Here is a 14,776-nt window from a genome sequence, read left to right as displayed (position 1 = left end):
GCCCATCCCGGTCCCAGGCCCCCGCCCCCGCTCCACTCCGTTGACTGGAGGGCACACCCGATGCCCGCACCGCCGGCGGGCCTGGACCGTCATCCCGCGCGCGATTCATGCCCCCGGGAGACTTCCCTCCTGGAGAAGCGACCCTAGACTCCGGCGAGTCATGGCCGACGTCCTCCCCGCCCACGCGCCCCGTCGCCGCCGTCCGGTGCCGGAGTCCCTGCGCGAGTACGGCCGGGGCATCGCGGGCGGGCTGCTCTTCAGCCTTCCGCTGCTCTACACGATGGAGGTGTGGTGGGCGGGCTTCACCTCCCATCCCGCGAGCGTGCTGGGCTACCTGGTGGCCACGTACGTGCTGCTGCTCGGCTACAACCGCTACGGGGGCTTCCGCCGGGACGTGTACTGGTCCGACGTCTTCACGGACTCGCTGGAGGAGCTGGGGCTGGGGCTCATCGTGTCCACGGCCGTGCTCGTGCTCATCGGCCGCATCACCCGGGGCACGTCGCTGCAGGAAGCGGTGGGGATGGTGGTGGTGGAGGCGGGCACGGTGGCCATCGGCGTGTCGGTGGGCTCCGCGCAGTTCGGCGGTCAGCACCGGGAAGAGGATCCGGAGGAGGACCAGCGGAGGCTGGAGTCGGCGGAGCACGTTCCCGCGCAGCTCGTCATCGCGTTCTGCGGGGCCATCCTGTTCGCCGCCAACGTGGCACCCACGGAGGAGATCGTGATGATCGCGGTGGAGACCCCGCCGGGGCACCTGCTGGGGCTCGCCGTGCTGTCGATGCTGCTGGGCGGGCTCATCCTCTTCCAGAGTGACTTCACGAAGGCGCATCGCTTCACGCGCCGCCGCCTGCGCCGGGACGTGCTGGCGGGGACGGTCATCACGTACGCGATGGCGCTGTTGTGCAGCGCGCTGGTGCTGTGGTTCTTCGGCCGGTTCGCCGGCAACGGCCTGGGCGTGTGCGTGGCGCAGGTGGTGGTGCTGGGGCTCGCGTCGACGCTCGGCGCTTCGGCGGGAAGGCTGCTCATCCAATCATGAAGACCCCCTGGAACTGGCTGGAAGGCGTCGTCTTCGTGTCCAGCTGCGTGCTGGTGGCGCTGGTGCTGGGCTACCTCGCGGTGGACGCCTGGACGATGGGGAGCGGGCCCCCGGACCTGACCGTCACGGTGGGCACGCCCGTGCGAGGCGTCAGCGGGTGGCGCGTGCCCGTCACCGTGGAGAACCACGGCGACGTGGCGGCCGAGGAGGTCCACGTGCGCGTGTCCCTGCGCGGCGAGCGTCCCGAGCAGTCCGAGCTCGTGCTGACGTACGTGCCCCGCCAGTCCCAGCGCGAGGGCTGGGTGGTCTTCGGTCAGGAGCCGTCGGACCTGGAAGCGCGCGCCGTGGGTTTCGCGACGCCCTGAATCACAGCTTCCGACCGCGCTGCTATCCTGGCCTCCATGCGCAAGGGGATGCGGCTCAGGTGGCTGACGGGCGCGGTCGTCATCTTCGGACTGCTGCTGCTGACGTTCTTCCCGCGAACGGGTGAAGCGCCCCCGGCATCCGCAGCGCGAAACGCCGCCTCCCTCGCGGGGACGTCAGGCCCGGGTGCCGCTTCGAAGCACGCCGTGCGCTCCCCCACGGGAAGCCTGCGCATCACCGGCACCGTGAGGAACGAGCACGGTCCCGTGGCGGGCGCGCGGGTGTCCGCCTCGCGCGTCGACCCGGAGGAGACGCTCTCCGAGCGCCCCTGCCCCGCGCCCGACCTGCTCACGGCCGACGCCGGAGCCGCCGGGTTCGCTCCTCCCACCCGGCTGATGGACTGCTGGCCCCAGGCCCAGGCCCGGGTGCTGGAGCAGGTGAGCGCCCGCGAAGGCGAAGCGCCCGTCCTCGCGGAGACGACGACCGCAGAGGATGGCACCTTCGTGCTCGATGGACTCCCGGAGGGCGCCGTCACGCTCTGGGCGCTCGGAGACTCGGGCGCGGTGAAGCAACACGACATCCTGGCCGGGACCCGGGACGTGGTGTTGTCGCTCGACGACGGCCTTGTTTTCGAGGGCAGCGTCAAGGTGGAGGGTTCGACGGAGCCCCTCACGGAGGTGACGCTCACGCTGTTCTCCCATCACCACACGCGCTTCTTCGACGTGCGCGCCGATGCCCGGGGACACTTCCGCCTGGGGCCCCTTCCCCGCACACGCTACGCCGCGCTCTTCGCACTCGCGGGCGAAGGCGTGCTCCTCATCCGGGACGTGGAGCCCACTGACCTGGAGGCGCTGACACTCCGCCGTCCCTCGCGCTTCGCGGGGCAGGTGGTGTCCGAACAGGGTGCGCCCGCGGCGGGGGTCCAGGTCTGGCTGTCGCCCCTCACCTCCGACGAACTGGACCTCATCCAGGCCACCACCACGGACTCCCAGGGGCGCTTCGCGTTCACCACGGCGCTGCCCTCCGAGCAGGAGGTCTTCACGCGGAGCACGGCGCAGGATGCGTTCGCCTCCATCGAGTCCCCGCCCGGGGAAGGGCTGTTGCTCCAACTGCGACCCGGCGTCTTCCTCCAGGGCACCGTGCGGGACGACACCGGGAAGTCAGTCGCTGGAGCGAAGCTCACGGCACGACCCTTCCAGCCCGTCGCCCTCGGCGAGCGCGGGCAGGCGGTGACCCGCGCGGATGGGCGCTACCGGCTGGGCCCGCTGGCCCCCGCGACCTACGAGCTCCGCGTCCAGGCCGAGCACCACCTCGATGAAGGGCCCGTGGACCAGGAGGTGGCCGAGGACACGGAGCCCTGCGACTTCACGTTGTCGCGTGCAGGTTCGGTGGAAGGGCAGCTGGTCGACGAGGCGGGCCAGCCGCTCGCGGGCCTGGAGGTGAAGCTGCACACCGGCGAGCTGCTGCTCACCGGGACGGGCGGGGATGAAGACATCGCCGTTTCGGATGAGACCGGGCGCTTCGTGCTGGACTCCCAGGCCGTGGGGCCCGGGTGGATTGAACTCAATGGGGACCGCTTCATCCCGGAACGGTTCGCCGTGCGGATTCCCTCGCGGGGCATCCGACGGGTGTTGCGCCGGGGCTCCACCGTCCGCGGCACCGTCGTGAGCGCGGCGGGAGCCCCCCTGCCCGGCATCAGTATCACCCTCTGGAAGCGCGACGTGCAGGATGGCGCCGCGCGCTCGGGAGCCACGGACGAGCAGGGACGCTTCACCCTCCAGGGTGTGAGTCCCGGCCGCTACGTGGTGGAGGCCTCCGTCCAGGCCCCGGCCCACACGCGCAGCGTCTCGCAGCCGGTGGAGGTCGCGGACGCGGAGACCACGACGGTGTCCCTGCGGATGGAGGGGACCCGGACGCTGACGGGCCTCACCGTGGACGGAGCAGGTCGGCCCCTGCCGGGGGTGCTCATCCGGATGTGGGTTCCCGAGGAGGACCTCCCGCTCTACCGGGAGAACCCCGACATGCCCTGGATGGGCTTGGAGAGCCTGCGCTCGGACGACGAGGGCCGCTTCGTCCTCAAGCACCTGGACGCCTCCCGGTACGTGCTGACCGCGAACCACGCGGACTACGACTTCGAGCCCGCCAGGTCCCAGGGAGGCATCCCCGGCAAGAAACAGACGCTGCGGGTGGGAAGCGACGTCCGCGAGGTCCGACTGGTGCTCCACCGCAGACCCCACGCCCGGGGCCGGGTGGTGGGGCCGGGGGGCGCGCCCGTGACGGCGTTCACCGTCAACTTCGACGAACACCGCTCCCCGAGCGGCGACTTCGACGTGGACCTGTCCGGAGCCACCGACCGCCACACCCTGGTGATCCGCGCCAAGGGCCTGGCGACGCTGGAGCGGACGTTCACGGTGGAGGGCGGGGCCGACGTGGACCTGGGCACGCTCACGCTGTCGGGAGGCCGGACGGTGCGCGGCGTCCTGCGCGAGGCCCAGACGGGCCGCCCCTTCACCGGCGAGTTGCGCGATGCTCCGGGGCGCGGGGTCCAACACTCGGGCACCGTCTTCTACCGGCTGCGGAGCGAAGGACCCGGCGACCCCGTGCTGGCATTCCGCAGGCTCCGGGCCGCGCTGACGCCAGACGGCACCTGTCTCCTGGAACACCTGCCCTCCACGCCCCTCACCCTCGAATTGGAAGTCCCCGGCTATCTGCCGCTGCGCCAGACGCTGGACGCCGGGGCGCGGGAGTTCACGGCCCTGCTGGAGCGCGGAGCCCGGGTGGAGGTGAACATCCGGGATGCCCAGGGGCGCCCCATGCGGGCGATCCTCCTCATGACGATGCCGGACGGCGACACGCAGCAGCGCGTGGTCTCCACGGGCACCCTGGTCATGAGCGGCCTTTCCCCGGGCCTCTATTCCTTCACCGCCGTCCCATTTGATGAGGACGACAAGAGACTCTCCGAGGGCAACGTCCAACCGAAGTCCCTGCGGGTCCCCGCCAGCGGGCAGGTCGTCGTCACGCTCGAAGCGCTGGAGCGTGGCGCCACGGTGACGTTGCGGCTGGCGGAGGACGTCTTGAAGGCCCTGCTCATCCCCGGCTCGGAGCCCTGGCCCGAGGACGTCATGGCGTCCCGGCGGCTGGCGGCACGAAGCCATCCCCAGGAGCGGCTGGCGCAGTTGCCCGTGACGCTGCGCTTCGAGCGCGTCCCCGCGGGCCACTACACGCTCTTCGCCATCGACCGCGCGACGGAACGGATCCACCGGGAAGAGCTGGAGCTGCCCGCGGAAGGCACGGTGTCCCTCGAGGTGCGCCCAGCGTGGAGACCGCTCGCCCCCTGACGTGGGCGTCCCTCCCATGACTCCCACCTGACGGAGTTCACGGGTGGAGGCTATCCTGGCCGCCGCATGCGCAAGGGGATGCAGAGCCAGTGGCTGGCAGGCGCGGTCGTCGTCGTGCTTGGACTGCTGCTGCTGACGCTCCTTCCACGAACGGAGGACGCGCCCAGGAATCCGGCACCGCGAAGGTCCTCCTCCCTGGAGCGTTCGCTGAACACGTGGAACACGTCGAAGCACGCCGTGCCCACCCCCACCGGAAGTCTGCGCATCACCGGCGTGGTGCGCGATGCGCTGGGGCCCGTCTCCGGCGTCCGTGTCACCGCCTCCCGGGCGGATGCGGAGACCCTGTCGGAGCGACCGTGTCCCGAGCCCCTTCGCGACAGACAGGCCCCCAGCAGTGTCCGGGAGAACGCCTGCCGCATCGTGCACATGGAGGAAGAGGTCGCGCGGCTCGTGGAGTCGCGCGAAGGCGAAGCCCCCGTGTTCGCGGAGACGGTGTCGGCGGAGGATGGCACCTTCGCCCTCGAGGGACTGCCCTCCGGAGCGTTCGCGCTCTGGGCCCTGGGCGAGCACGGCGCGGTGATGCGCCCGGAAGTCCCGGCGGGCAGCGAGGCCGTGGAGCTGGAGTTGGAGGAAGGCTTCCAGCTCTCCGGCACCGTGACGGAGGCGCTGGGACACACGCCCATTCCCGGGGCCCGGGTGACGGTGCTGCACGAAGCCCACACCCGCTTCTTCGACGCGATCGCGGATGAGCAGGGGCGCTTCCGCGTGGGCCCCCTTCCTCCAGGACGCTACCTGGAGGTCGCGAGCGCGCAGGGATGGCGCACGGGGGTCTTCCGCGAGGAGCCCTGGATCGACTCCGACGTGGAGGTGGACCTCAAGCTCCATCGGATGCGCTGGCTGGAAGGCCTGGTGCTCACGCCCCAGGGCCTGCCGGCGGAAGGGCTCACCGTGAACCTGCGTCCCGATTTCAAGGGGGCGGACCTCCAGACCACCCGGACCGACGCCCAGGGGCGCTTCACCTTCGAGGAGGTCCCGGCGGTCCTGAACCACGCCTGGGTCTGGAACCCCGAGCGGACCGCTTACGGCGAGGCCTCGACGGAGAAGACCTCGGAGAAGCTCGTCCTGCGGATGGCGCCCTGTTCGTTCCTGGAGGGCACCGTGCGGGATGAACAGGGCCGTCCCCTGGAAGGCGTGCGGCTGACCGTGAAGAAGCAGGACCCGGGCGACGACCCGCCCCCGGAAGCCCTCACCGACGAAGCAGGCCACTACCGGCTGGGGCCGCTGATCGGGCCCTACCTGGAAATAACCCTCACCCGCGACCACTTCATGAACAAGGTGGAGCACCTCTCCCGGAGGGATGACCTCGCGAGGACGTGGGACTTCACCCTGGCTCGCGCCGTGTCGGTCGAAGGCACCGTGGTCGATACCGGAGGCGCGCCACTCGCGGGGGTCGCCCTGCGGTTCCTCTCCAAGCGCGACGCCGCCGATGGCTTTACCCGGGCCAGGAGTTCGAACCGGGACGCGAACACGGTGTCGGACGAGGCGGGCCGCTTCCTGTTGGATTCCGACCGGGAAGACTCGGGCTGGCTCTTCGCCGAGGCCAGGGACTTCACCGCCGCGAAGGTCGACGTGAAGGTGCCCTCGACGGAGGTCCGCGTGGTGCTTCACCGGGGCGCCTCCGTGTCCGGCACCGTCGTGGACGCGAAGGGAGCCCCCATGACGGACGTGACCGTCAAGCTGTGGGACACCACTCCGGGGAGCGGCGACGCACACACCGACACCGTGGACGCAAAGGGCGGCTTCTCGCTGCGAGGGCTGAAGGCCGGGCCCTACATGCTCGAGGCCTGGCGCAGGACCCCTGGCATGGAGCAGTCCACTTCGCGGCCCGTTGAACTGGAGGAGCACACCCAGGCCGAGGTGACACTGCGCTTCGAGGAAGGTCGCACGCTCGAAGGAATGACGGTGGACACCTTCGGACAACCGGTCCCGGGCGTCCAGGTCCGGGCCTGCATCCCGTTGGACGACGCCCCCGCGTGGCAGCTCCTCGTTGAACCGTGCGACCCGCGGGAGCGGGGCGGGGTGCGCTCCGGCCCGGACGGACGCTTCGTCCTCCAGCACCTGGTGGCTCCGACCTACCAGCTCGTCGCCTGGAAGGAGGGGCGAAGCTTCGCCCCCTCGCGCTCACGGGGTGGAACGGCCGACGCCTTCTCGTTGCACGTCGCCCCGGGCTCGGAGGACCTCCGGCTGGTCCTGGAGCGAAGCCCCCGCCTGAAAGCGCGCGTCGTGAACGCGGAGGGCCAGCCCCTGTCCTCTTCGCTCTCGGTCAAATACGAATACAAGGGGGCCACCCAGGCGCCTGACGGCGTCTTCGACCTCGTGCGGCGGGACACCATCGGCGGTGTCCGGATCAGCGCGGAGGGTTTTTTCGACCTCGAACGGGACGTGGAGGGGCAGCCGGGTGAGGACGTGGACCTGGGCACCCTGGTGATGACCCGGGGCCGCAAGACACGCCTGTTCGTTCGCGACGAAGCGAACCCGGGGTCCATGGCGGGAGTCCCCGTCTTCGTGGTCCCCAGTTACAAGGACAACCCCCAACCGGACCGGGACCCCGATCCACCTCGCTTCCACGGAAGGCTCGACGCGGAGGGCGCGATCGACCTGGACGGCCTGCCCCTCACGACCCGCCTCTTCACCGTCCGATTGCAGCAGGACGGCCGCCAGCAGGACGTGTCACTGGACGCCCATCAGGAGGTCGTCACGGTGACGGTGCCCGCCCGTCCGCGTTGAGCACGCGCTCCGCGGTTCGCGGCTATCCTGACCGCCGCATGCGCCAGGGGAATCGCCGGTGGGTCTTCGTCATCGCGGGCATCGTCGGACTGTTGCTCGTGACGTACTTCCTGCGTGGACACGGAGCCGCCTCGAAGCGGGGGTCCCCTGGCACCACCGCCGGAGCCACTTCGGGCAGCTTCGTCACCGGGCCGCGCGTCACACCCGTGCCCGGCGCGAGCCTGCGCATCACGGGGCTCGTGCGTGATGCGCGAGGCCCTGTCGCCGGGGTGAGCGTGTCCGCGTCGCGCGTGGAGCCGGAGGAGACGCTGTCGGAGCGCTCCTGCCCTCCGACCTACGCGTCCCCGAAGGCCCGGGCCCGACTGACGGATTGCTGGACCGAGGCCCATGAGGAGCTGCTGGATCAGGTGAGCGCTCGGGAGGGAGAGGCGCGCATCCTCGCGGCGGCCACCACGGAGGAGGACGGCACCTTCGTGCTCGACGGACTTCCGGAGGGCACCGTCACCCTCTGGGCCCTGGGACCCGAGGGCGCGGCGAAGGTTCACGACGTGGCGGCGGGAAGGCAGGACGTGGTGCTGGCCCTGGAGGACGGGCACGTCTTCGAGGGCATCGTCGTGCAGGGCGTGCGCAACCGGGAGCCCCTCGCGGGTGCCCGGGTGACCGTCTTCTCCCATGAGCACACGCGCTTCTTCGACGCGACCAGCGATGCCCGGGGGCGCTTCCGCATCGGGCCGCTTCCCTCGACCCGCTACGCGCTCCTCGCCACCGCCGACGAAAGGAGCCCGCGCATGCTCCGGGACGCCAATCCGCTCGAATCCCAGGTGCTCCTCCTGGAGCGCCCTTCGCGCTACGCGGGCCGGGTGGTGTCCGCGCAAGGCGCTCCCGCGCCCGGGGTCCACGTCCGGATGCTGTCGCCCTGGAACGACATGGCCCGCTACCGCACCACCACGGACGCACAGGGACGCTTCGACTTCAGGGTGGCGGGGACCCATGAGAACAAGCTCTTCGCGCAGACGGCGGCACAGGACGCCTTCGCCACCGTCGACACCGGCCCCCGGGAGGACCTGGTGCTCACGCTCGAACCGGGGGTGCTCCTCCAGGGCACCGTGCGCGACGACGCCGGGCGACCCATCGAAGGTGCGCGGATCAGCGCGGTCCGCATGATGGATGAAGAAGGCCTCTCCGAGACCCAGCGGACCGTCACCGACGCCAGCGGGCACTACCAGTTGGGCCCCCTGCTCGCCGTGCGAACCTACGTGATTGCCCGGGCCGACCGACATCTCATGGAGTCGACCACCATCGATCTGGTCGACGGGGACACGGAGCCGCTCGACTTCACGCTCTCCCGCGCGGTCTCCGTGGAAGGCCTCCTCGTCGATGAAGAGGGCCAGCCGCTCGCCCACAAGGAGCTCCGTCTTCACCAGGGACCGATGACGGATTCTCCAGCAGGGGCCAGGGTGGCCGTGGCCCGCACGGACGATGCCGGACGCTTCACCCTGGATGCGGAGGCAGCGGGCCCCGGATGGCTCGACGTCTACGACTCCGATTTCCTGCCCGGACAGCTCGCGGTCACCATCCCTTCCCAAGAGGTGCGGATGGTGATGCACCGGGGCGCCAGCGTGCCCGTCACCGTGCGCAACGCCGCGGGAGCCCCGCTCGCCGACGTCGAGGTGACGCTCTGGAAGCGCGACGCGCGCAACTGGAGCGAACGCGCGCGGAGGACGGACGAGCAGGGCCGGGCCACGCTCCAGGGCCTGAAGCCCGGCCCCTATGTGGTCGAGGCCGTGAACCCGACGCGCGACGTGGACCAGCGCGCCTCGCGGCCGCTGGACATCGTGGAGGGAGTGAACCCGGAGGTGGCGCTGCGGATGGAGGAAGGGCGCACACTGCGGGGCATCGTCGTGGACACCCGGGGCCAGCCGCTCGCGGGGGCCGCCGTCCGCGCCCATGTCCCGGACGGGGACACGCCCCACTACCGCGCCCGCACCGACGACGACTACGACGTGGATGGCTTGGAGACGAATACGCCCAAGGGCGTCCTCACCGACGACGAAGGCCGCTTCACGCTGCGACACCTGAGCGGGCCCCGCCATGAGCTGTGGGTGGACCTGGAGGACCATCGCGTCGAACCCTCGCGCTGTCAGGGCGTCACCTCGCCCTGGAAGCACACGCTCCGGGTGGGAAGCGACGTGGACGAGGTCCGGCTGGTGCTGCGCCGCATGCCGCACGTCCGGGGCCGCGTGGTCGCGGAAGGCGGCGTGGCGCTCCCCTCCTTCGAGGTGAATGGCATGCACTCCCGACTGCCCGACGGAAGGTTCGAGCTGACGGCGGAGGAGCCGGGTGCCTGGAGGCTGCGGGTGGAGGCCCAGGACTTCGCGCCGCTGGAGCGCACCCTCACCCTGGACGACACCGACGTGGACCTGGGCGTCCTCACGCTGACGCGGGGCAGGACGGTGCGCGTGCTGCTGCGCGACGCGGAGACGGGCGCGCCGTTCAACGGACGCGTGCGCGTCGACTCGGGGGCGCAGTTCACCTTGCCCGTCACGTACCGGATCCGCGCGGAAGGCGCGCCCGAAGGCCCGCCCTACCCGGACAGGCACAGGGCCGTGCCGGAGCAGGATGGAACCCTGCGGCTGGAGCACCTGCCCGCCACGGCGTTCACGGTCGAACTGGACGTGCCCCTGTTCCTGCCCCTGAGCAGGTCGGTGGGCGCGCAGGAGGAGACCATCACGGCCTCGCTGGGCCGGGGCGCGCGGGTGTCGGGCCACGTCCGCGACGCGCAGGGCCGCCCCGCCCACGCGACGATCGTCTTCACGCGCCCCGATGGGACCCGGGACGAGCGCCATCCCCCGCCGGGGGACTTCAGCTTCGACTCCGTGGCCCCCGGCCTCTACACGGCGAGCGCCTATCCCGTCGAAGACTCCGACCCGACCTTCTTCCCCAACCGGTCCGTGACCATTCCACCCACCGGAGAGGTCACCCTCACGTTCGACGCGGCGGGTTCCAGCGTCACGCTCGCGCTGCGGACGGAGGGGGACATCGACACCGTCCTCCTGCTTCCAGGTCAGGTCCCCCTGCCCACGAGCGCGAAGGCCGCCGAGCGCCTGGAGATCCTCCAACATCCCTTCAAGCAATGGGAGGGACTGTCGTTGCTCTACCGCCGTGTCCCCGCGGGCCACTACACGCTGCTCGGCCTGAACCGCGCGAAGGACCGGATCCACCGCGAGGAGCTGGACGTGCCCGCCGAAGGCACACCGTCCCATGACGTGCGCCCGGTGTGGAGCCCTCTTGTCCCCTGAGCGCCGCGGGCGTCCTGCCCGAAGCGACTGACGACGTGACAGGGCGGCGGCTATCCTGCCTCGCATGGGGAAGCGAACACGGCCGCGCGCGGGGACCTGGGTGACGGTGGGCGTGCTGGCCGTCGTCGCGCTCCTCGCTGGCGTCTTCTGGGGCAGCGGGGCCTCCCGTTCCACCCCTGCGCCCCCTTCATCCACTCCGCCCTCCGCCTCCAAGATGCCTGGCCCGCGCAGGCCGGTCATCACCACCGCGCCCCAGCCCGCTGGAAGCTCGCGCATCACCGGCCGCGTGCGCGATGCCCGGGGCCAGGTCGCGGGCGCGCGCGTCTCCGCGTCACGGCCGGAGCCCTGGCGGACCCTGTCGGAGCTGCCCTGCCCCACCACCGTGGAGGGCCAGGAGAAGCTTCCCGTGGGGCTGCGGGACTGCGGCATCGAGTACCGGCGCATGCTGCTGGAGCTCGTGGGTGCGCGGCTGGGCGAAGCCCCCGTGTTCGCGGAAGCGACGACGGACGCGGAGGGCCGCTTCGTGCTGGAGGGCCTGCCCGAGGGCAGCGTCACGCTCTGGGCCCTGGCGGAGACAGGCGCGGGGGTGCAGCCCCACGTTCCTGTCGGCCGGGAGGGCGTGGAGCTGCAACTGGAGGAGGGGCGCTTCGTGGAAGGCAACGTCACGGCCCAGGACGGGACGACGCCCATTCCCGACGCCCGGGTGACGGTCATCGACCGCGAGCACACGCGCTTCTTCGACGCCGTCGCGGATGCCCAGGGCACCTTCCACCTGGGCCCCCTGCCCTTGGGGCGCTACTCGGTCTTCATCGCCGCGGACGGCTGGGCTTCGCGCTTCATCCAGGACCTGGACCAGGAGGGCCCGCTCGAACCCGTGACGCTCGCCCGCGTGTCCCGGCTCGCGGGCCGCGTGGTGGCCGTGGATGGAAGTCCCGCTGCGGGGCTCCAGGTCCTGCTCGATGGCGACACCGAGCTGGCGACGGAGCAGCTCACCACGACCGACGGGGCCGGCCGGTTCTCCTTCGACGACGTGCCGGAGCTTCCGCATCAGCTCAATGTCGGCACGGTCCAACTGGGCGCGTTCGCCACGCTCACCGTGTCACCGCCCGCGCAGGACGTGGTGCTCCAGCTCCAGGCCGGCGTGTACGTCGACGGCACCGTGAGCGACGACACCGGCCGCCCCGTCGCTGGGGCGAAGGTGAACACCTTCCGGGAGGACGGAGGGCCGGTGTCCGCGGAGGCCACCACCGTGACGAGCGCATCCGGGCGCTACCGGCTGGGGCCCGTGCGCTCCGGACCACATGCGTTCAAGATTGAAGCGGCCCACCACCTGGACATGGAGGTCGCGAACCAGGCACTGGACCGGGGACAGGGCCCGCTGGACTTCACCCTCGTCCGCGCGGCCTCCGCCGAAGGCACCATCGTCGATGCGGAGGGCCAACCGCTCGCGGGCATCTCCGTGGGGCTCCACTATTGCGGCGACAGGGGCAGGGGCTGCCCTCCCGAGGACGCCACGCTGACGGACGCGGACGGGCACTTCGTCCTGGACGCACCGGAAGCGGACTCCGGGTGGATCACCGCCGAGCACGACGCCTTCATCCCCGCTGCGCTCGAGGTCCAGGTTCCCGCCACGTCGCTGAGACTGGTGATGAACCGGGGCGCGTCGGTGTCGGGGCACGTCACGGATGCGCAGGGGCTGCCGGTGCGCCAGGCCTCCATCCGGCTGGTGCGGGAAGAAGAGGCGGCGGATGAAGGCGACGACGTGGAGGGAGCAGGGCCGCGCTACGGCGCGACGGAAGGCTCGGGCACCTTCCTCCTGCAAGGCCTCCGGCCCGGGCACTACGTGCTGGAGGCGACCGTCTCCCGGGAGTGGATGAACGAGCGCGTGTCTCAGCGCATCGAGCTCCAGGAGCGCGAGCAGTTGGACGTGACCCTTCGGCTGGAAGAAGGCCGCACCCTCTCCGGGGTGGCGGTGGATGGCACGGGCCAGCCGCTCGCGGACGTCCTGATCTCCGCGACGACGCCCGAGGACGACGCCGCCTGGGAGCAGTTCGACGAGGGGATTGGGGGCGTCCTGGGGCTCGCCGGCATCCGCTCGGGTCCGGACGGCCGCTTCACCCTGCGCCACCTGACGGCCCCTCGCTACGCGCTGGACGCGAGCCTGCCGGACCACACCTTTCGCGCGGAGCGCTCCCAGGGAGGCACCTTCGATGCGGAGGAACAGCGCTTCTGGGCGGAGGCCCAGGCGGAGCAGGTGCGGCTGGTGCTGGCGCGCCACGGCCAACTGAAGGGCCGGCTCGTGGATCCGGACGGCAAGGCCGTCACCACCTTCAGGGCGGTGGGGGATTCGAGCTTCCTGGCCATGGATCCGGTGACCCAGGACGACGGCACCTTCGCCATCCCCGTCACCGGATCCGGCACCCATGCCCTCACGCTGAACGCGCCCGGCTTCGCTCCCCTGAAGCAGACCGCGACCTGGGAGGAAGGCCGGGACGTGGACCTGGGCACGCTGACCCTCCCCCGACCCTGGACGCTGCGGCTCCACCTGCGGGACGAGGAGACCGGAGCCCCCGTCACCCAGACGAAGGGCCTCTACGCGATGCTCCAGGAGCCCGTCACGGGAGGACCCGTCCGCTTCAGGCCCGTGCCCGAACAGCCCGTCTTCCGCGACGGGGTCCACGAGCTGCCGACCCTGCCGCCGCCGCCGTTCACCCTGGACCTGTCCGTCGAGGGCTTCCTGCCCGTCAGCATCGAGGTGCGCTCCCAGGAGCCGCTCACGGTGTCCCTGGATCCCGCGGCGAGGGTGCGGCTGTCGGCACGGGACGCGAACGGAAAGCCCGTGCCCGCGCACTTCTTCCTGGCGCCCCAGGACCGGCGCCACCGGGCCTACGAAGCCACGGCGCCCGCGGGGAACGCTCTCCTCCGGGGGGTGGAGGCGGGAGAATACCTGCTGAAGACGCGCAAGACCGGCGAACGCAGCGGGAGCACCTTCCCACCCCGGTCGGTGCGGATCCCCGAGCGGGGAGAGGTGGACCTCACCGCCGAGGCGCAGCCCTGACTCGCTTCAGCGAAGTCCCGTAAGTCATCAATCTTGCTGTCGCTCTACACCTGCGAACAGGTGGAGGATGCGTTGTGGACATGAATCTGAACGGCACGATCCACTTCAAGCACGTCTATGCGACGAACATGGAAGACTGGGGCGTCCTGGCCCTACCACGATCTCAGGATGCCGCAGCGGCAGGTCGCCGCTATCACCTTGGCGATCCGGTCCTGCTAGCCATTCCTCTCAAACCCAAGGAAGTCGCAGGCCCGGTCCCCGCTGAAGTATGCGGCCGGGTATTCGCCGTTTGTACTCTGGCGGTGATCGCAAGCACCGCCACACGCGAGATCGCAAACCCGGAAATGGTCCGCCAGTATCCAGGCGTGGTCGAGCGGTGGGACACGGCGCTCCCCATTCTGAAGCTCTGGCGGCTGCCCAATCCTCGGCCGTACAGCGAGTTCGGGCAGGAGCTCGTCGAAACGGCTCGGACACGCAGAGGCCAGTTGATTCAATTGGTAGCACCTGCCCCTGCGGCGGAGGTCCGACATTGGCTCGGGTCGGTCCGCTGCGACGAGGCAAAGTTGATCCACTCGAGCAGGGTCAAGGCGTTCCTAACCCGCTTCAGCAAGGTCCCGTAAGTCAGTCCACCTGGAGGGGTCATCTGCCCCTTCCGAGTGCGGTTGGCGACTTACCTGAAGGGGGTTAGCGGAAACACTGCGTCCGGTCCCGTGGAGACGGCGCTAGCCACTCGCGGGTATCCTCCGGGATGGGACAGCACAACGGGAGGGCGTTGATGCGCGAGGCGAACCGCGGGTGGCTGCCGGGCATCGGGGGCATCATCGGAGTGCTGCTGCTGCTCGCGCTGCTGTACGGCTCGCGCATCAACGCCCTCCCGTTGTGCTGTCCCATCCCGGAG

Annotated in this window: 7 protein-coding genes; all 7 read left to right on the top strand. The window is 70.9% G+C overall.

The features are described from left to right. The first annotated feature begins 160 nt into the window (after positions 1–160). A complete protein-coding gene (locus D7X74_RS30245) occupies positions 161–1,033 on the top strand; it encodes a TIGR02587 family membrane protein (protein WP_120536483.1) in 873 nt (290 codons plus the stop codon). Then, on the top strand, positions 1,030–1,398 hold the full coding sequence (locus tag D7X74_RS30240) for a hypothetical protein (protein WP_120536482.1): 369 nt from the start codon (positions 1,030–1,032) through the stop codon (positions 1,396–1,398). Before D7X74_RS30245 ends, D7X74_RS30240 begins: the two co-directional genes overlap by 4 nt. 48 nt (positions 1,399–1,446) lie before the next feature. Continuing rightward, on the top strand, positions 1,447–4,734 hold the full coding sequence (locus D7X74_RS30235) for a collagen binding domain-containing protein (protein WP_158622317.1): 3,288 nt from the start codon (positions 1,447–1,449) through the stop codon (positions 4,732–4,734). Positions 4,735–4,800: 66 nt separating this feature from the next. Further along, positions 4,801–7,521, top strand: a complete 2,721-nt coding sequence (locus D7X74_RS30230; RefSeq protein WP_120536480.1) for a carboxypeptidase-like regulatory domain-containing protein — start codon at positions 4,801–4,803, stop codon at positions 7,519–7,521. Between the two features lie 38 nt (positions 7,522–7,559). After that, positions 7,560–10,820, top strand: a complete 3,261-nt coding sequence (locus tag D7X74_RS30225) for a carboxypeptidase regulatory-like domain-containing protein (RefSeq protein ID WP_147446733.1) — start codon at positions 7,560–7,562, stop codon at positions 10,818–10,820. Positions 10,821–10,884: 64 nt separating this feature from the next. After that, positions 10,885–13,878: a carboxypeptidase-like regulatory domain-containing protein gene (locus D7X74_RS30220; protein ID WP_147446732.1), complete on the top strand. Its 2,994-nt coding sequence runs from the start codon at positions 10,885–10,887 to the stop codon at positions 13,876–13,878. A gap of 80 nt (positions 13,879–13,958) precedes the next feature. Then, positions 13,959–14,498, top strand: coding sequence for a hypothetical protein (locus tag D7X74_RS42740; protein ID WP_147446731.1), 540 nt, complete (start codon positions 13,959–13,961; stop codon positions 14,496–14,498). Positions 14,499–14,776 lie beyond the last annotated feature (278 nt).

This window comes from Corallococcus sp. CA047B, from assembly GCF_003612065.1.
Taxonomy (GTDB): domain Bacteria; phylum Myxococcota; class Myxococcia; order Myxococcales; family Myxococcaceae; genus Corallococcus; species Corallococcus praedator.
The sequence above is the reverse complement of the archived record's forward strand: the minus strand, read 5'-3'. Positions and strand labels throughout refer to the sequence as shown.